The organism is Acidobacteriota bacterium, from assembly GCA_030774055.1.
Lineage (GTDB): Bacteria > Acidobacteriota > Terriglobia > Terriglobales > Acidobacteriaceae > JACPNR01.
The window spans coordinates 1-17872 of sequence record JALYLW010000163.1 but is presented as its reverse complement, the minus strand read 5'-3'; the positions used below and the strand labels follow the sequence as shown (position 1 = coordinate 17872).

Here is a 17872-nt window from a genome sequence, read left to right as displayed (position 1 = left end):
CGCGCCCGCCGTTTGCTTTTCCACCCTGGGCCTCGACGTTTTTCCATAGACGTTTTTCTCGCCCCCAGCATCAGACTAGCCAGAGCTGCTGGGCCTGCTTTGGGTTTCACGAGTTCGGACGGGTCGGCCGCCGGACGCCTGCTCAGGGCGCCGGCCTCGGCCTGGCCATTACCCAGCGCATCGTCGAGGCCCATGGCGGCACGATCTCCGTCGCGAGCAAGCTCGGCAGGGGCGCCAAGTTCCTGGTCTCGCTCCCCGCCGCGGTGGAGCGCGCCAAAGCCGGCCGCAGCGCGGTCACCGCCTGAGTAGCGACTCTGATTCCACTGGTTGGAACTGCGGTACAATGCGCGCGCAGGACGCCCGAGCCCCTATCCCCGGAAATGTCTGATTAGCGGCAGGTTGACCAGGTTTTCGAGTGTGATTTTTGGCTGGGGCGAGACAGCGGCTGCCAAGGATTTGCATCCAAGTTCTGGTGGATATCGCCCTGCCACTATTTGGCCGGGCAGACGGTTCACGGAGGTTCCCCCCTGGTGACAGTTCCCCCCAAGGTGCGCGTGATGATCGTCGATGACGACCAGTCGATGGCACGGTATCTCGATTCCCATCTCTCCAAGCGGTATGAGGTCTCGATCGTCGGCAGCGGAGAGGAGGCGATCCGCATGTTCCGCGTCTACGATCCCGCACTCGTCCTGCTCGATATGGCGATGCAGGGCATCACCGGCATCGAGACGCTGGAGCGGATCAAGCAGATCAAGCAGGATGTCTCGGTCATCATCATCTCCGGGCAGAACGACCCGGACATCATCTTCCGCGCCTCCAAGCTCGGGGCCGACGACTACTTGCAAAAACCCTTCGAGCCGAAAGAGCTCGACCTGCGCATCGCCAAGGTGCTCGACAAGCGGAGCCTGGTGAGCGAAGTCACCCAACTGCGCGAGCAAGTGCGCCGGCAAGCGGATTTCACCATGCTCTTCGGCACCAGCCCGAAGATGGAAGAGGTGAAGATGACGGTGGAGAAGGTGGCCGACACCACCGCCACCGTGCTCATCCGCGGGGAGAGCGGGGCGGGCAAGGAAGTGGTGGCCCGCCTCATCTACTCGAGCTCCTCGCGCCGGGACAAGCCGTTCGTGAAAGTGAACTGCGCCGCCATCCCCCACGAACTGCTGGAGAGCGAGCTGTTCGGTTACGAGCCCGGCGCCTTTACCGGCGCCAACCGCCAGAAGCTGGGCAAGTTCGACCTGGCCAACTACGGCACCATCTTCCTCGACGAGATCAGCGAGATGCACCCCGCGTTGCAGGCCAAGCTGCTGCACGTGCTGCAGGATGGCGAGTTCGCACGCCTCGGCGGCAAGCGCGATATCGCCGTCGACGTACGCGTGCTCTCTGCCACCAACAAGCCGCTCGAGCGCGCCGTGGAAGAGGGCTCATTCCGAGAGGACCTGTTCTATCGCCTCAACGTGGTCACCATCCACATCCCACCGCTGCGCGAGCGGCGTGAAGAGATCCCCATATTCCTGGATTTCTTCCTGCGCAAGTATTCGGAGTACTACGGCAAGCAGCCGCACGCTTTTTCCGACTACGCCGTCAGCCGGATGATGGATTACAGCTGGCCCGGAAATATCCGCGAACTGGAGAACATGGTGAAGCGCTACGTGATCGTGGGCAACGAGGCGCAGATCATCCGCGAGCTCTCCACCCACAAGCCCATCATGCGCTCGCAGGGCGCGGCCTCGGCTCCGCAGGCGCCGGAGGTGATCGCCGCCAACGCCGCGGTCGCATCTTATGATCCGGGGAACGGCAGCGCCGAGCACAACATGCCGTCATTGCTGGAGATCGGAAAACGCGCCGCGATGCTGGCCGAACGCGAGGCCATCGAGCGTGTTCTCACGCAGACGCGCTGGAACCGGCGCCAGGCCGCGAAGATCCTGAAAATCAGTTACAAGGCGTTACTGAACAAGCTGAAGGCGATGGAAGAGAACGACCGCGCTGCTCAGAATAAGCAGCGGCCAGCATAGAAGTGGCACCGTAGTTCCCTATATGGATTCGCAGACTCCCTCAATCGCTGTGGAAATCGAGCGCAGATTCCTCTCTTAACCTCAATCGTAGCAACAGCTTACGCTGCGATCCGGACTTGGCGTCAACCAGCCGCAGCTTTGGCTTGCCGCTTGCAGCTTACGTCGGCAACAAAAGAGGCCGCAACCTAATGAGTTTCACACTCTTCCTACAATCTCGACACGTCCCATCTGAAGGTTCCGCGCTTGCGCGGGACATGCAACGCCTTCCCTAAGTTTTCTCTCCTCCTCTGCCTCTTTATGATGGCCCCGGAAACGGGGCCACTTTTTTTGCGCTTCGAGCGTTCCGGGCGAGATCCTTGATTGGGGAGATCCTTCATCGCTCCGCTCCTCAGGATTTCGCGTGCAGGCTCCCGCTCGGCGGGCTACGCCGCCTCGCTCACGCCAGCAGATTCCGCTCAAGTTGACGCTCCCCACACCCGCGCTTATCATCTAACGTTTATTCCTCCGGTATCGCGTATGCCATTGCATAAAGACTCGGCAAGGACGATGGACAAGAAGAAGATCGAGCAATACAAGAAGCGCCTGGAAGAGCGCCAGCAGGAACTGCGGCGCATCGTCTCGCGTAACGTGCAAGACGGGCGCGACGCCGACCTCGAATCCGCGCAGGACATCGCCGACAAGGCGGCGAACTCCTACACCAAGGAGTTCCTCTTCAGCCAATCCAACAACGAGCGCCAGTTGCTGGCGCAAGTAGAAGAGGCGCTCGCGCGCATCCGCGAAGGCACGTTTGGCGAGTGCGCGAATTGCGGCAAGGAGATGAATCCGAAGCGGCTGGAAGCGGTGCCGTGGGCGAAGTACTGCATCGAGTGCCAGGAGAAGATGGAGAACGGCCAGCTCGAGCCTGCGTCCTGAGCGGCGCAAAGTCTAAAGGCCGCCGGAACCGGACGCCGGGGTCGGTGCAATTCGGAACATCAGTTTTGGTTCAGCCAGCCGTAATCTGAGAATCGAGTACAGGGAGCACCCGAACATGAAGCCGCAGAACACGATCTGCCTCGGGTTCGAAAAGGACGCGCATGAGGCGGCGCGCTTCTACGCCGTCACCTTTCCGGATAGCAAAGTAACCGCCATTCACAACGCTCCCAGCGACTATCCGGGCGGCAAGAAGGGCGATGTGCTGACGGTGGAGTTCACCGTCCTGGGCATTCCCTGTCTCGGTCTCAACGGCGGACCGTTCAGGCACACCGAGGCCTTTTCTTTCCAGATCGCGACGGAGAATCAGGAAGAGACGGACCGTTACTGGAACGCGATCGTCGGCGATGGCGGAACGGAAAGCCAGTGCGGTTGGTGCAAGGACCGCTGGGGCCTCTCCTGGCAGATCACCCCGCGCGTCCTAACCGATGCGCTGGCGGCTGGTGGCGGTGAGGCAAAGCGTGCCTTCGAGGCGATGATGACGATGAAGAAGATCGACATCGCCGCCATCGAGGCAGCGCGGCGAGGCTGACGTGAACACGCCGAGACGTCCTTAAGTTCTGGTTCAGTCAGCCGTACGTTGAGTTCAGGGCGATGCCGACGTGCTCCATCCGTTGGATAGCCATGTGCTCGATGGGTGCATGATTCGGCCGCCGGAAACGGCGGCCTTTTTTGTTCCGTGGCTACGCTACTTCGGGGGCTCGGGCGGCGGCTCGCTGTTCGCCGGCTGATTCTGCTGCGGCGGCGTGGTCGCCGGCGCCTGACGATCTTTCCTGCTGCCGAAGATGGTGCCCAGTATCCCGCCGGCGGTGCCGAGCGGATCCGATATCGTCTGCTGCAACCTCATCTCGGCGATGCGCTGCACATCGGGCGTGAAGCGCGGAGTCGAGAATGTCCCGCTGATGATCACCGGCAATATCAGTTGGCCGTTCTGGTCGGCCAGCGCCGTCATCATGAAGCCGCCGATCCCGGAGCCGCCCACCTCCTGACTGCGCTCCTTCGATAGCACCGCGGTCACCCGCATGTTCAGCGACTGGTCGGCAAGGTTCACGGCGCCAGCACCGAACACCGTCGCGCCGTCGATCACCGCTTTCAGGTTGTTGGTTTGCGCCACGCCGTTCTGCACATTGAAGTTGCCGGTGAGCGAGAGCAGATCGGTGAACGGTTTCATCCGCTGTCCCGTCGCCAGGAAGCGGCCGGCGTTGGCGATCTCGTACCACAGGTCCATGTTCGCGATCTTGCCGTTGCGCAGGTCGAGCGCCAAATCACCATTCAACGAGCTTGCGATCTGATCGGAGCTTCCGCCGGAGCGGAACGTGGTGTTCGCGTTCGCCATCAGCAAGCCGTAGAGGATCTGCTTCACCGAAGTGGTGGAGGAGAGCAGCTTGTTCGCGTCTACGCGATCGATGCGCGTATTGACCGCGTACTGGATGGGGTTGGTGCGGGTGTCGATCACGATGGACCCGTTCTGCACTCCGCCATAGACCTCGGCGGTGATGGGCGACAGCCGGACGACACCATGATCCAGTGTGGCGTCGGCCCGGGCGTTGCTCATCGTCATCTCGCCGTAGAGGATGGTGCCCACCGTCACCTTGCCGCGGCCCACTGCCTGCTGGAAGCCTGCGGACCTCGACTTCGATTCCGCCTGCGGCGTGAGCCCGGCGTCGGCGGGCTTTCGAAACCAAGTCGAAAGGTCGTTGAGGTTCAGCTTGTCGACGGCGAGCGCGAACTCGATCTGCGGCGCGGCAAAATTTTTCAGCGTGACAGTCCCGGTCGCGTTGGTGTCGCCAAGCGCTCCGGCGAAGTTCTGCAGCACCGCGGAATTCTGGGTGAAGCGGATGTCAGCGCGGCGCACGCTGAGCGGGGCGCCGAGCGAAGGCATGGTGAGCTTCGCGTTCTCGAGCGCGCCGGTGCCGGAGAGCGCCATCGCCGACGCATTCTTCAACGCGCCTGCGGCACGCAGGTCGAGCGAGAGCCGCCCCGAGCCGCTCATGCCTTCGACCGCCCGCGCGCCATAGGCGCGGGCGATGTTCAGCACGTCGTCGAGCTGCGCGCGATTCGACCGCACGCTCGCTTGCACCTGCGGATTCGCGGTGGTGTACTGCGTGAGCGCGAACTGCACCGCCACCGTGGTGCCCGCGGTCGTCGCCGCAAAATCGTTGGAGCGAACCGCTTCGGGCGTCATCACCAACTGGACGCCTTGCACCTGCACCGGCTGCTTGAGTCCTTTGCCGCTGATGGTGAGGTTCTTCGCGCGCAGTGTGCCGTTGAGCAGCGGCTGCGTGGCGGCGCCCTTGGCTTGGACGTCAGCCTGCACGCGGCCCTCGATCTGGGTTCCCGGATCGAACGCCACGCCGAAGGCGGAAGCGAGCCGCGCCATCTCGGCGATGGAAGCCTCGGGCGTCCACACGCGCAGGTCGATCTGCGCCGGCGCAGGCGCGGTGTTGATCACGCCCGTGACCGATAGCGGCGTCGCGCCGAGTTTCAGCGTGCCTTGCTTGATGCGGATCACTCCGCTGGTCAGCTCATCCTGGATCTCGTAATCCGCCGTGATGGGATATCCGATGTCCACGCCGCGGACGCGGCCCTGCTCGATGCGCAGCGAGCCGTTCGAGGCGAGATCGCCTGCGAGCGACTTCACGCTCGCTTCGCCGCTCGTGATCCCATCTATGCCGGCCAACGCCTGGACGTTCAGGAAGCGTTGCACGGCCGCGATCGACACCTCATCCAGTTTCAGCTTGCCATCGATGGGCGTGAGCAGCATGTTCTTCTCGCCGTCTTTCTCAAAGATGGGACCGACCTTCGCGTTCAGCTGCGCCGTCTGTTTCCCCGCCCCCGGCAAATGCGCCGCCAAGGCGACGAGGAAGGGCTGACCCGGGCGATAGTCCTCGATGGCAAGATCGATGTGGTCATAGATCGTCCTCGGCTGCTGCTTCTGGTCGTCGGTGATGGTGACCTGGCCGTCTTGGATGCGCAACTGGTCGAGCGCGAACTCCTGCGGCTTCTGCTGCACCTCAGCCAGATCGTGACCGAGACTGGCGAAGTTCCATACCCCGCCCGCGTTGCGCACGAGTTCTATCTGCGGGCGCTCCAGTTCCAGGGAGCGTAGCCGGACGTCACCGCGAAGCAGCGGGATCAGGTCGGCCCGCACATACAGCCGGTCCGCCCGCGCAAAGACCTTGCCTTCACCGAAGCTCGAGTCTTCGGCGATGGTGGCGCCTTGCACCTGGATCGCGAACGGCAACAAGCTGAGTCGCATGGGGCCGAGTGACGCTGCCCGCCCCAGCCGCTTCTGCACCTCCGCCTGGATGCGGCCGTGGTAGCGGTTCACGTCGAACAGGTAAGGCAGCGCGAGCGCGCCCGCGACCACCAGCACCACCAGGATCCCGAAGATGATCGCCGCTTTGCGCATGTAGTCTTTCTTTCGCCACGCCGCCAGGGCGGGGCCTGATCGCTGTCTGATGCAGAAGGATTCTTCCCTTGATTGGAAGCCGATGCGGCCCGGCTCGGTTGCACCAGCATTTTTGGCCTGTTAAACTCATGCGTTGCAGCCACTTCCGCCGACCTGTAAGGACCCTACCTGTGCCTGGTTATACCCGACATCAGCTCAAACACGACCGCCTTACCGACGCCGCGCAAGAAACCTTCTCCTGGGCGCTCGGCCACAAACGCAACCTGGTGGGCGCCGGCATCGTGCTTGCCGTGCTGGCCGCCGCCCTCGCCGGCGGCTGGTTCTACTTTGACCGGCAGAACGAGCAGGCTAGCATGGCGCTGGGGCAGGCGGTGCGGACCTTTGACCGTCCCCTGCGCGCTGCCGGCCAGCAACCGCCGCCAGATATCCAGACGTTCGCTTCGAGCGCGGAGCGCGGCCGCGAAGCCGAGAAACAGTTTCTGGCGGTCGCCGAAAAATATCCTTATACCCGCTCCGGCGAGATCGCCCGGTATCTCGCGGGTGTCGCCGCCATCGATGCCGGCGACACGGCGACAGCCGAGCGTGAACTGAAGGCCGCCGCGGGCTCGCGCCGCGATGACTTCGCATCACTCGCCAAGATGGCCCTGGCTGCCTTTTACCGCAGCAGCAAGCGCGATGCCGAGGCGCTGGCGATCTACGACCAGCTGGCGGAACACCCCACCACGGCGGTCTCGAAGCCCATGGCGCTGCTCGCCAAAGCCGAGCTGCTGGAGCGGACGTCGCCGGCGGACGCGAACCGCGTCTATCAGCAGCTCCGCGCCCAGGATCCCAGTGGCCCGATCGGGCGCTTGGCAGAACAGCGGCTCAACAATCCCAAGAAGTGAGCTTCGGATATTTCCAGCTGCAGCTCTGGCCGTCTAACTAGGGCAGACACAAGCAGATAGGCCTAGGGGAGGCCCTGGCCTATCTTTTAATTTCTGGGTGCGAATCTCTGGCTGCGGTTGGCTCGAATCGGCCGCTGTGTTATATTTCTGCTGCCAGTAGGAGGCGTGTTTTAGCCGCCGGTGGCCGGCCCCATCCTCCCCATTCGTACCCTCCCCAGGAACGAACTTCGTTAGCTATTGAGAGTAACACTTCGTCTTGGAGAGCAGGGTAGACGCATGCGCATGGAACGTGAACGTGGCTTTTCGTTGATCGAACTGCTGATCGTGGTCGCGATCATACTCATCATCGCGGCGATCGCGATCCCCAACCTGTTGTCCGCCCGGATACAGGCCAACGAGTCCTCCGCCGTGGGGACGCTCCGTACCTTGAACACCGCGCAACAGAACTATCAGATCATCTATGGCGGCTATGCCGATGACCTCGCCAAGCTCGGCGGCAACGCGATGGCTCCTACCGCGGCCCGCTCCGGCTTGGTGGATTGGGTGCTCGGCTGCATGACCCAGCCGTGCCCGAAGAGCGGCTTCACCTTCCTGATCATCAATGCGGTCGGAGCGCCACAAGTCAACGCCTACGGCTTGATCGCTGTCCCGATGGATCCAAGTACGGGCCGGCGTTCCTTCTGTTCTGACCAGATGAGCATCATCACCTTCGATCCGAACGCGGGCAATCCACCGGTCTGCACGCGGTCACTCCAGTAGTCGAAAGCGGCAGCAGCAGTGCATTCCTTGACACTATGCCGCTGCCGCCGCTATTCTTGAATTTTGCCCTGAGCAGAATATCGCCTTCTGTGCGGCTGCCGTCGTGGCTGCGGGGAAGGCGGTGCGCGAGCCCTGCTGTATGTTCATCCGTGTCCGCGATGTGGAGACCGAGGCCCTCGAGTTCGACCGGGAATTCCCTGCCGGTCAGGTAGACCTTGGAGCGGAGATGCAACAGAGCGGACCGCTGCGTATCCAGGGCCGTGCCGAGTTGCTCGAAGAACGCACGCACGGCGTCAGAGAGACGATCAAGGATATCCGCTTGACCGGCTCGTTTTCCGGCCAGGTCGAGATCCAATGTGCGCGCTGCCTGGAACCGGTCACGCGCGAGGTGCAGGCCGATTTTGACCTGCTCTACCGTCCCTTGGGAGCGGTGGAGCGCGATGACGAGGTCTCGATCTCCGAAGCGGAGACCGAGGTCGGTTTTTACAAGGGTGAAGGGTTGGCGCTGGAAGACGTGCTGCGCGAGCAGGTGTTGCTCTCCGTACCCGTCAAGGCGGTCTGCCGCGAGGATTGCAATGGCCTGTGCGCGCAGTGCGGGAAGAACCTGAACCAGGGGAAGTGCGCCTGCGTTCCCGTCCGCTCGGATCCACGCTGGAACGCGCTGCGCGAGATGCGCAGCAAGTTGGACGGTTAGAGTCTTGAAATTCAGCGCGGTCCCGCGCGGCGGGACCGGGTTAGATGGTTGAGGTTGTCATGCCAAATCCGAAACGGCGACACTCGAAAGCCCGCACCTCGCGGCGTCGCGCGCACGATTTCCTGTCTGCACCCGCGCTCTCCGAGTGCCCCAACTGTCACGAGCGTAAGGTCCCGCACCGGGCCTGCGCGAAGTGTGGCTACTACAAGGGCCGCGCAGTCGTGGAAGTCGAGTCCAAGTAGCGCTTTTCTCCTTGCCGATGCCGGCAGTCATCAGCCTCGATGCGATGGGTTCGGACCGGGCGCCGAAGCCTGAGGTCGAAGGCGCGATCCTTGCCGCGCGCCATTACGGGCTGGGGGTGATCCTGGTCGGCAAGGAAGACGTGCTCCGCGCCGAGCTCGCGCACCATCCCGCCGCTTCGAATCTGCCCATCGAGATCGCGCACGCGAGCGAGGTCATCGGCATGCACGAAAAGGCCGCGACCGCCGTCCGCTCCAAGCGTGATTCCACGTTGCGCGTGGGACTGCGGCTTGTCCGCGAAGGCCGCGCACAGGGGTTTGTCACCGCCGGCAACACTGGCGCCGCCATGGCCACAGCGAAGATGGTCCTCGGCGCCCTGCCCAAGGTCGACCGGCCCGGCCTCGCCGCCGTCTTCCCTACCGCCGTCCACTCCAAGGCGACGATCATGATCGACGTGGGCGCGAACGTCGACTCCAAACCCCACAACCTCGAGCAGTTCGCCATCATGGGCGAGATCTATTACCGCACTATTTTTGGGACGGCGCGTCCCAGCGTGGGCCTGCTCTCCATCGGAGCGGAAGAGTCCAAGGGCAATGAGCTCACCCGCGAGGCCTATACGCTGCTCAAGCGCCTGCCGCTGAACTTTGTCGGCAACGTGGAAGGGCGCGACCTCTACAACGGCAAAGTAGACGTGATCGTGTGCGACGGCTTCGTGGGCAACGTCGCGCTCAAGATCTCCGAAGGCATGGTCGAGACCGTGCGCCATCTGCTCAAGCAGTCGCTCTCCGCCACCATCACCTCGCAGATGGGCGCGCTGCTCTCGCGCCGCGCCTTTGCCGACTTCAAGAAGCGTCTCGATTATTCGGAATATGGCGGCGCGCCGCTGCTCGGGCTGAAGGGCGTCTGCATCATCACGCACGGCTCCTCCAACTCGAACGCCATCAAGAACGCGCTGCGCGTCGCTTCGGAATTCGCCACCGGCGGCACCAACGGCGCCATCGAGCAGGAACTCGCCGCGCACGCCCGGCGCGTCGAGGTCCCGGTGCAGGCATGACGACGGCCGGCGGCACCCTTCGCACTACAGCCTTTCTCTTCCCCGGCCAAGGCTCGCAGGCGGTTGGCATGGGCCGCGAACTTGCCGCCATGTATCCCGTAGCGCAGGAAACCTTCGACGAAGCCGACGCCGCCCTCGGCTACAAGCTTTCGCAACTCTGCTGGGAAGGCCCGGAAGAGCGCTTGAAGATGACGGAGGTCACGCAGCCGGCCATCCTCACGGTCTCGGTGGCCGCGTTTCGTGTGCTGCGCGAGAAAGGCATCGCACCCAACCTCGTCGCCGGACACTCGCTCGGCGAATACTCCGCGCACGTCGCCGCCGGCACCCTGACCTTTGACGATGCGGTCCGCATCGTCCGCAACCGTGGCCGGTATATGCAGGAGGCGGTACCCACAGGGCTGGGCGCGATGGCTGCCATCCTCGCTCTGTCGCTCGCGGAAGTGGAAAAGGTTTGCGCGGAGAGCGCGCAGGGCGAAGTGGTTTCGCCCGCAAACATCAACTCGCCCGGACAGATCGTGATCTCGGGCACGAAGGCTGCGGTCGAACGCGCGGCGGAACTGGCCAAGCAGCGTGGCGCCAAGCGCGCCGTCATGCTTCCCGTCAGCGCGCCCTTCCATTGCGCGCTGATGCAGCCGGCGCAGGACCGTCTCGCCACCGAGCTGAAAGCGGCAGCGTTCCATCCCATGAATGTCCCGCTGGTCACGAACGTGGACGCCGAGGTCATCACCTCACCCGACAACGTTCGCGAAGACAAGGCTCGCGACGCACTCATTCGCCAGGTCACTGGCGCCGTCCGCTGGACCGATTGCGTCCAGGCCCTCATCGCCAAGGGGACCGAGACATTCGTTGAGGTTGGCCCGGGCACGGTCCTCGGCGGATTGATGCGCCAGATCGATCGCGCGAAGACCTGCTTGAACGTGGAGGATGAGACTTCTTTGCAGAGAGTCGTGAACCACTTCGAAGGCGCTTCGCTCGCGCAGCGCTAGCGCGTTAGATCGCGCAGATACTTCCAGACCCCCCCACACTCGAGCCGCAGGTGGCTGGGCGCCACGGTCATGGTGTGGTCTTTCGTCTCCACCCACATGTATGCGGGCTCGGGCCGGCCATTGATCGTGGTGGCGACGATCACGCCGGTACCGATCCTGGCGGCGCACATCTGGTGGTGACTCTTGATCGGCCCCCAGTCCCCGCTCGGTCCCCAGTCGAGGTAGAACTGCCCAAAGGAATAGTTCTTGTACTTCTCCGGATGCGACTTCCAGTCCGGGTCTGCCTGATAGATGGCGTAGGCAGCTTCGAAATCCTTCTGCTCGATGCGGGTGAAGAAGTTGTCGACCGTGCGCTCGTAAGTCCAGTTGCGCATCCGGTAGAGGCCGGCGAGCAGGAGCAGCAGGATGACGATCCCGATCCAAATCAGTTTCGTCCGCCGCTTCTCGCGGGGCTCGTCATACGCGGGAGCGTTCAGCAGTGAGGACATAACATCCCGGCAAGGTTCAGAGAGTGCGCTTGAACAGCAGCGTGACGCCGGTCATCATCACCAGCGTGAATACCGCAAGATACAGCATGTCGCCCCAGATTGCAGCGAGCCCGGCCTGTTTCAGCAGCAAGGCTTTGAATCCGTGCACCGCATAACTGAAAGGGTCGATCCACGCGACCACTTTCAGCCAGCCGGGAAAAGCCTTGATGGGATAGATCGCTCCCGAAGGAAAGAAGAGCAGCGTGTTGAGGATGCCGAAGATGGCGCGCGGCACCAGCGGATCGTCCACCCGCACCATGATCATGAACATCATGGTGACGAACGCCATCGAGGTGAGCGCGATCAGGATGAGCAGCCAGAACAGCTTGATGGGATTGAAGATCGTGCTCACGCCACAGATCAGCGAGCCGATCACCGTGAGCACGATTCCCGCGCCCATCGCCTTCAGCGTGCCCGCAAGCGTGAGCCCGAATACCAGTTCCAGCTTGGTGATGGGCGTGACCAGAAAGCCTTCGTGGATGCCGCGCGCCTTGTCGTCGATGTACAACATGCCGCCGCCGATCATCACGCTCACGAACATGGCCAGCGCGATCGACCCCGGCAGCAGATACTTCATGTACTCGATGTAGGGATAGAGTTCCACCACCTGGAGCGCAGTCTGCTGCAGCAGGCGCGGTTCCACGTCGGGACGGTTGAGGGCCACGGTCAGCTGGTTGAGCTTTTCCTCCAGCGTGGACGTCATGAAGTTGTCGGTGTTGTCGACGATGAGCGCGATCTGGGGCCGGTTCTTCTCGTAGACGCGCTGCGAATACTGCGGCGGGATCACGATCGCGCCATCGATCTTGCCGTTGCGCACGTCTTCCATCGCCTGCTTGTCGCTGGTGTAGAGCACCGGCGTCACCGTCTTGGCGGTGGAGTGGATGGCGTCGAACGCCTGCCGGATCTTGAGCGCCTGCGGTCCGCCATCCTGATCTACGATGGCCACGCGCGCGTCCGTGATCTTCCCGCCGAACGCGTTGCCCAGCACGATCAGCTGCACCAGCGGGAAGATCATCGACGCCATCATCAACGCCGGCGAGCGGAAGAACCGCCGCAACTCGCGCTCGATGATGGCCATCATCCGCATCGTCTCTCCTATCGCGCCTCGCCGCCGAACAGCATGCCGGTGTAGGCGAACGCTTTCACCTGCTCGTCGCGCAACCCGCGCCCGGTGTAATGCACGAACACGTCGTCCAAGGTGGTGTTCTGCACCGAGAGTGACTTGATCTTCACGTGCTCCGCGAGCGCCATCGACACCAGTTCGGTGGTGGTGAGCGCGCCTTCATCGGAGAGGATGCGGAACATGTTGCCGCCGGTATGCTGTACCGAACGCACGTCGCTCAGCTTGTGCAATCGCTCCTCCCATCCCGGCGGGATGGTCTCGAACTGCACTTCGATCACGTTCGAACCGGGCACGCTGGCTTTCAGGTTGGCCGGAGTATCGAGCGCCATCAGGCGCCCGTGGTCCACGATGGCGATGCGGTCGCAGAGCCGGTCGGCTTCATCCATGTAATGCGTGGTGATCAGCACGGTGAGCCCGCGCTTTGCCTTGATGCCGGTCAGCATCTCCCACACGGCCACGCGCGAGACGGGGTCGAGGCCCGTCGTCGGTTCATCGAGAAAGAATATCTTCGGACTGTGGACCAGGCCGCGCGCGATCTCCAACCGCCGCCGCATGCCGCCGGAGAGGGTCTTGGTGGGCGCGTCTTTCCATTTCGTCAGGTCCACCATCTCGAGCAGCTCGGCGATGGAGCGCTCGCGCGCTTGCTTGGGAACCCCGTAGAGCTTGGCGTAGATGCTCAGGTTCTCGCCGACGGTGAGGTCGAGGTCGCTGGTCATGGCCTGCGGGATCACGCCGATCAACCGGCGGGCCGCGTCCGGATCCTTGCGCACGTCGTATCCGCCGATGATCGCGGTGCCGCTGGTGATCTCGATGAGCGTGGTCATCATGCGGATGAGGGTTGACTTACCCGCGCCGTTCGGGCCGAGCAAGCCGAAGATCTCGCCTTCCGCCACGTCGAACGACACGTCGTCTACCGCGACGAAATCACCGTAGCGCTTGGTGATGTGCTCCACCTGGATCATGCGCGGGCGCGAGGCGAAATCCGGCTGCTCGCCGCCGCCGTTCTTCACGAAGGTGTTCACTTCGACTCCAGCTTTGATTTTGGGATCACCACTTCCGCCGTCATCCCGGGCGTGAATCTGCCACCGGGATTCGCGATAGAAAGCTTCAATCCGATCGCCTTGATGTCACGCTTGCTGCGGCTCACATCGCGCTGCGTAGCGAAATCTGCCTCGGCTTGCTTCAGGATGACCTTGCCATCGGTCTCGACGCCCGAGGGCAACCGGACTTTGAACACGTCGCCGATGGCGATGTGGTCGGCGTCGGTCTCCGGCACCGCCGCGCGGACCCACGTGTCGGTGTAATCCACGATGGTCACGATGGGCTCGCCCGCCATCACCACCTCGCCCTGGCGCGCCACGCGGACGCTCACCGTCCCGGTGACCGGCGACACCACGCGCGTGTATCCCAGCCGCGTCTCCGCCTCAGCCTGCTGCGCCGCCGCCGACCGCGCCTGAGCAACGCTCGATGCCACCGTGCTCTGCGCCGCGCTCTGCTGCTGCGTGCGCGCGATCGCTGCCTTCACCTCGGCATCGGCGGACGCCACCGTGTCCTGGGCCGTCTTTACCCGCGCCTGTGCGGCGCGCAGGTCCGCATCCGACTGGTCCTTCTGCTGTTGCGAGGCCACGCCATCCCTCGCCAGCGCCATGACGCGCGCGGCGTCACTGCGGACGCGATCGAGCAAGGCTAGCGTCTCATTCAACTGCGAGCGCGCGGCCTGCGCTTTCGCCTGCGCGTTCACCACGTCGCTCGAGGTGGTGCCCTTGGTCAGCCGCTCCGTCGCCAGCATCTCGGCGACCTTGGCACGCGAGCTGGCGAGCTGCGCGCCGGCGGCCTGGGCCTGCGCGTTCAGCTCGGCGGTGTCCAACTCGGCGATCAGGTCGCCCCGCTTCACCGGCGTGCCTTCATCCACCGCCAGCCGCTCCACCCGCCCGGATATCTTCGCGCTCACCACCACCTGGTTCGCATCGACCGTCCCGATCAAGATCAGGTCGCTCGAGTGGGGAGTGAAGAAGACGTAGTAGGCGCCTGACAACACCAGCAGCACGCCCAGGATGATGCCGAATTGATTTCGTGCACTCACCGTGTGTTGCCTCGTGCCTGCTTGTGATGTGGGGCCGAGTCGCTCTCGCGCTGCTCCCGGAACAGGCCAGCCGCGAGCAAGTCGAGCACCGCGCGCCGCCGCTGCGCGACCATCTTCGGCGACAGCGGGTCCGCGCGGGTGATCTCCGCGACCACCGGGGCGCTGGAGAAGTAAAAGACGTTCAGCGCGACGATGGAGAGCACGAAGTTATGGGCATCGACCTTGCGAAATTCTCCGCTACGCATGCCGGATTCGAGCAGCTCGATCCAGCGCCGCTGCATCGGCTTGAGGAAGTTCGCGACCAGCCGCCGGATATGCGGAGAGCCGCTTCGCCCCGCCCGCATCATCTCGCGCTGGACCAACCGCGGATAGAGGGGCGACTGGGCGACGAAATCGAAGTGCGCTCCCGCCGCCGCGAGGATCTTTTCGCGCGGTGGCAGGTCGCGATCGAGCACTGCCTTGATGGTTGCCGCCAGCTTGCCGAAGACTTCGTCGAGCACCGCGCCGTACAGCGTTTCTTTGTCGTGGTAGTAGTAGTAGAGCAGGGCCTTGTTCACGCCGGCGGCGCGGGTGATGTGATCGGTGCGGGCGCCCGACGGACCTTCGGTGGCGAACTCGTGCAGCGCCGCCGCGAGGATGGCGTTGCGCGTGGCGTCGGGGTTGGCGCGCGGCCCGCGCCGCGCTTTCGCCTTCGAACTGGGGCCACTGAGCTGCGGGCTGGGCATGGGCTGATTAACCAGTTAGTTAGACTAGGCCCGGGCGCAATCCGGCGCAAGCCTTTTTTGGGTCTGAGGGAGCGAGGGGAACACTGGGGATGGGGGACAGGACGGCGCTAGCCCGGGACGCAGCGCGCCTCAATGCGCCTCGCCGTCACCCGGGATCTCGTCCGGCGTGTCGGCCTTCTGCGCCACGGCATTGCGGGGAGGCGAAGGCGGCGCGTTCAGGAAGTCCTCGCCCTCGTGTCCGGCGAGCGCGACCTTCATGAACTCCATCCACATGGGCAAGGCGGCGTGGCCACCGGTCTCTTGCTTGCCCAGGGTCTTTTTCTCGTCGAACCCCAGCCAAACGCCGCAGGTGATCGACGGCGAGAATCCGATGAACCAGGCGTCGGTGAAGTCGTTGGTCGTACCCGTCTTCCCGCCGAGCGGAGTTTTGAGCGAGTTGGCGGCGGCCGCGGTGCCGTGCAACACCACCTCGCGCAGCAAGCTGGTCATGATGCGCGCCGTTTCCGCGCTGATCACATCCTTGACCTCGGGATAATTCTCCTCCAGCACGCGCCCTTCGTAATCCGTCACTTTGCGGACGTAGCGCGGCGCCACGCGCACCCCGTCATTCGGGAAGGTGGTGAATGCGGAGGTCTGCTCGATCAGCGTGACCTCGGCCGAACCCAGCGCTACCGGCAGATACGCCGGGATCTTCGACGTGATGCCGAAGCGGTGCGCGTATTCGATCACGGTGTTGATGCCCACGCGGTCCGCGAGCTTCAGCGCCGGGATGTTGCGCGACTGCGCCAGCGCGCGCCGCAGCGTGATGTTCCCCTCGAACTTGTTGTCGTAGTTGTGGGGCGCGTACGGTCCCGACGCGGTGTTGAATACCGTGGGCGCATCGAGGATGATGTCGTCCGGGGAGGCTCCCGCCTCGATGGCGGCGGTGTACACGTATGGTTTGAACGACGACCCCGCCTGGCGCAGCGCCTGCGTGGCGCGATTGAATTTTGATTCGTCGAAGTCGCGCCCGCCTACCATCGCCTTGATATCGCCGGTGGCGTTGTCGAGCGCCACCAAGCCGCCTTGCGTGCCCGCATCCTGCTCCAAGGTGAGCTTCGCTTGCCCGTCGGCGCCGAGCGCTATCACCTTCGCGTAAGCCACGTCTCCGGGCGCCAGGATCTCCTGCGGCGACTTGGCTCTCGTCCACGTGATCTCTTCTTTTCCGATGGCCGCGGTGTAGCGCCCGAACTTGACCACCGCTAACGCCGGCCCCGAATCCAGCACCAGGACGTGCACGTAGCTGCCTGGACCGACGCGCTCATTCCAATCCGGATGCTCGTAGCTCGCGAGCGTCTCGCCGCCCTTCACCACGTTGCGCAGGTTCCCTTTCCAGCCATGCCGCCGTTCGTAGGCCGCCAAGCCATCGAGCACGGCGCGGTTCGCCGCTTCCTGCATCTCCAGGTTCAGCGAGGTGTAGACCCGGAGGCCGCCTTGGTGCACCTCGTCCGACCCGTACTTCCTTTCCAGGTACCGCCGTATCTCCTCCGCAAAATACGGTGCGGCGGAGGTCGCCACGGGCTGCAGTTCCAGCTTCAGGGGCGCATTCTTCGCGCGCGCGGCTTCCTCGGCGGTGATCTTGCCATCCTCCATCATGGCGTTCAGCACCAGGTTCCGCCGCTTCTCCGCGCGGTCAGGATGGTTGATCGGCGAGTAGTCTCCCGGACCCTTGGGCAGCGCCGCTAGCACCGCGGCCTCGTCAAGCGTGAGGTCTTTCGCCTTTTTGCCAAAGTAGTACTCGGCACCGGCCTCGAAACCATAGACGCCGTGTCCCAGGTAGATCTGGTTGGCGTACATGGTGAAGATCTGCGGCTTGGTGAAGCGGCGTTCGATCTGGATGGAGAGCATCAGCTCCTGCATCTTGCGGTGGAAGCTGCGCTCGGACGAGAGGAACAGATTGCGGGAGAGCTGCATCGTCAGCGTGGACGCGCCCTGAGCGCGGTTGCCCAAGCGCACGTCGCGCCACGCCGCGCCCAGGATGCGCCAGAAATCGATGCCCCAATGCGTCTCGAAATCCTTGTCTTCGGTGGAGGTCACGGCGTCGCGCAAGACTTTGGGGAAGTCGTCGTAGCCGGCGATCACGCGCCGCTGCAGCGCGAACGAGGCGATCACGCGACCGTGGTCGTCATAGAGTTCGGTGACGGCGCTCGGGCGATAGTGCTCGAGCTCGCTCACCTGCGGCAGATCGGTGGAATAAACCAGGAATAGACCGGCCGCCGCACCGCTCACCACCGCAGCGAGTAGGAGCAGCCCGAAGACGACGCGTCCAACGTACTTCTTTCCCGCCACTTGGAAGGCGGGCAGTTCTGCGATCAGAGGGTTCATCCCAACGGCTTGGAGAACGAGAGCTGGCCCGATAGTACCA

Annotated in this window: 17 protein-coding genes; 10 read left to right on the top strand and 7 right to left on the bottom strand. The window is 63.7% G+C overall.

Annotation, left to right across the window (positions count from 1 at the left end; all coding sequences use genetic code 11):
* The 4 genes from M3P27_13555 to M3P27_13540 all read left to right on the top strand — a co-directional run.
* On the top strand, window positions 1-305 hold a 305-nt coding region (locus M3P27_13555; GenBank protein MDP9269332.1), incomplete at its 5' end, for an ATP-binding protein.
* Window positions 306-530: 225 nt separating this feature from the next.
* Complete coding sequence (locus M3P27_13550) at window positions 531-2012, top strand: sigma-54 dependent transcriptional regulator (protein ID MDP9269331.1); 1482 nt, start codon at window positions 531-533, stop codon at window positions 2010-2012.
* Window positions 2013-2528: 516 nt separating this feature from the next.
* Entirely contained in the window at window positions 2529-2924 is a 396-nt protein-coding gene (locus tag M3P27_13545; GenBank protein ID MDP9269330.1) for a TraR/DksA family transcriptional regulator, read from the top strand.
* A gap of 115 nt (window positions 2925-3039) precedes the next feature.
* Complete coding sequence (locus M3P27_13540) at window positions 3040-3513, top strand: VOC family protein (GenBank protein MDP9269329.1); 474 nt, start codon at window positions 3040-3042, stop codon at window positions 3511-3513.
* Window positions 3514-3669: 156 nt separating this feature from the next.
* Here M3P27_13540 and M3P27_13535 read toward each other — a convergent pair whose 3' ends face one another.
* Window positions 3670-6393, bottom strand: coding sequence for an AsmA family protein (locus M3P27_13535; GenBank protein MDP9269328.1), 2724 nt, complete (start codon window positions 6391-6393; stop codon window positions 3670-3672).
* Window positions 6394-6563: 170 nt separating this feature from the next.
* Here M3P27_13535 and M3P27_13530 point away from each other — a divergent pair, with 170 nt between their 5' ends.
* The 6 genes from M3P27_13530 to fabD all read left to right on the top strand — a co-directional run bounded on the left by M3P27_13530 (window position 6564) and on the right by fabD (window position 11010).
* The gene (locus tag M3P27_13530) at window positions 6564-7277 is read left to right on the top strand and encodes a tetratricopeptide repeat protein (GenBank protein ID MDP9269327.1); all 714 of its coding nucleotides are present in this window, start codon (window positions 6564-6566) and stop codon (window positions 7275-7277) included.
* Window positions 7278-7559: 282 nt separating this feature from the next.
* On the top strand, window positions 7560-8036 hold the full coding sequence (locus M3P27_13525; protein ID MDP9269326.1) for a prepilin-type N-terminal cleavage/methylation domain-containing protein: 477 nt from the start codon (window positions 7560-7562) through the stop codon (window positions 8034-8036).
* Window positions 8037-8175: 139 nt separating this feature from the next.
* Window positions 8176-8730 (top strand): DUF177 domain-containing protein, encoded by a 555-nt coding sequence (locus M3P27_13520; GenBank protein MDP9269325.1) that lies wholly within the window; start codon window positions 8176-8178, stop codon window positions 8728-8730.
* Between the two features lie 59 nt (window positions 8731-8789).
* The gene (rpmF, locus tag M3P27_13515) at window positions 8790-8972 is read left to right on the top strand and encodes a 50S ribosomal protein L32 (protein ID MDP9269324.1); all 183 of its coding nucleotides are present in this window, start codon (window positions 8790-8792) and stop codon (window positions 8970-8972) included.
* 17 nt (window positions 8973-8989) lie between these two features.
* Entirely contained in the window at window positions 8990-10024 is a 1035-nt protein-coding gene (gene plsX / locus M3P27_13510; GenBank protein ID MDP9269323.1) for a phosphate acyltransferase PlsX, read from the top strand.
* Window positions 10021-11010, top strand: coding sequence for an ACP S-malonyltransferase (fabD, locus tag M3P27_13505; protein MDP9269322.1), 990 nt, complete (start codon window positions 10021-10023; stop codon window positions 11008-11010). The genes plsX and fabD overlap by 4 nt, the downstream gene beginning before the upstream one ends.
* Here fabD and M3P27_13500 read toward each other — a convergent pair.
* The 6 genes from M3P27_13500 to M3P27_13475 all read right to left on the bottom strand — a co-directional run bounded on the left by M3P27_13500 (window position 11007) and on the right by M3P27_13475 (window position 17832).
* Window positions 11007-11498, bottom strand: coding sequence for a hypothetical protein (locus M3P27_13500; GenBank protein ID MDP9269321.1), 492 nt, complete (start codon window positions 11496-11498; stop codon window positions 11007-11009). The two genes, fabD and M3P27_13500, sit on opposite strands and share 4 nt — an antisense overlap.
* Window positions 11499-11514: 16 nt before the next feature.
* Window positions 11515-12624 (bottom strand): ABC transporter permease, encoded by a 1110-nt coding sequence (locus tag M3P27_13495; protein ID MDP9269320.1) that lies wholly within the window; start codon window positions 12622-12624, stop codon window positions 11515-11517.
* An 8-nt stretch (window positions 12625-12632) separates the two neighbouring features.
* Window positions 12633-13682 (bottom strand): ATP-binding cassette domain-containing protein, encoded by a 1050-nt coding sequence (locus M3P27_13490; protein MDP9269319.1) that lies wholly within the window; start codon window positions 13680-13682, stop codon window positions 12633-12635.
* On the bottom strand, window positions 13679-14743 hold the full coding sequence (locus M3P27_13485) for an efflux RND transporter periplasmic adaptor subunit (GenBank protein ID MDP9269318.1): 1065 nt from the start codon (window positions 14741-14743) through the stop codon (window positions 13679-13681). Before M3P27_13485 ends, M3P27_13490 begins: the two co-directional genes overlap by 4 nt.
* Window positions 14740-15468, bottom strand: a complete 729-nt coding sequence (locus M3P27_13480; protein MDP9269317.1) for a TetR/AcrR family transcriptional regulator — start codon at window positions 15466-15468, stop codon at window positions 14740-14742. Before M3P27_13480 ends, M3P27_13485 begins: the two co-directional genes overlap by 4 nt.
* A 129-nt stretch (window positions 15469-15597) precedes the next feature.
* A complete protein-coding gene (locus tag M3P27_13475; protein MDP9269316.1) occupies window positions 15598-17832 on the bottom strand; it encodes a PBP1A family penicillin-binding protein in 2235 nt (744 codons plus the stop codon).
* Window positions 17833-17872 lie beyond the last annotated feature (40 nt).

Bases quoted from the DNA above. Each gene is read 5' to 3' on its own strand.
- M3P27_13520 (MDP9269325.1), top strand. From the start codon at position 8,176: ATGTTCATCCGTGTCCGCGATGTGGAGACCGAGGCCCTCGAGTTCGAC.
- M3P27_13495 (MDP9269320.1), bottom strand. From the start codon at position 12,624: ATGCGGATGATGGCCATCATCGAGCGCGAGTTGCGGCGGTTCTTCCGC.
- M3P27_13500 (MDP9269321.1), bottom strand. From the start codon at position 11,498: ATGTCCTCACTGCTGAACGCTCCCGCGTATGACGAGCCCCGCGAGAAG.
- M3P27_13545 (MDP9269330.1), top strand. From the start codon at position 2,529: ATGCCATTGCATAAAGACTCGGCAAGGACGATGGACAAGAAGAAGATC.
- M3P27_13540 (MDP9269329.1), top strand. From the start codon at position 3,040: ATGAAGCCGCAGAACACGATCTGCCTCGGGTTCGAAAAGGACGCGCAT.
- rpmF (MDP9269324.1), top strand. From the start codon at position 8,790: ATGCCAAATCCGAAACGGCGACACTCGAAAGCCCGCACCTCGCGGCGT.
- M3P27_13475 (MDP9269316.1), bottom strand. From the start codon at position 17,832: ATGAACCCTCTGATCGCAGAACTGCCCGCCTTCCAAGTGGCGGGAAAG.
- M3P27_13525 (MDP9269326.1), top strand. From the start codon at position 7,560: ATGGAACGTGAACGTGGCTTTTCGTTGATCGAACTGCTGATCGTGGTC.
- M3P27_13480 (MDP9269317.1), bottom strand. From the start codon at position 15,468: ATGCCCAGCCCGCAGCTCAGTGGCCCCAGTTCGAAGGCGAAAGCGCGG.
- fabD (MDP9269322.1), top strand. From the start codon at position 10,021: ATGACGACGGCCGGCGGCACCCTTCGCACTACAGCCTTTCTCTTCCCC.
- M3P27_13535 (MDP9269328.1), bottom strand. From the start codon at position 6,393: ATGCGCAAAGCGGCGATCATCTTCGGGATCCTGGTGGTGCTGGTGGTC.
- plsX (MDP9269323.1), top strand. From the start codon at position 8,990: ATGCCGGCAGTCATCAGCCTCGATGCGATGGGTTCGGACCGGGCGCCG.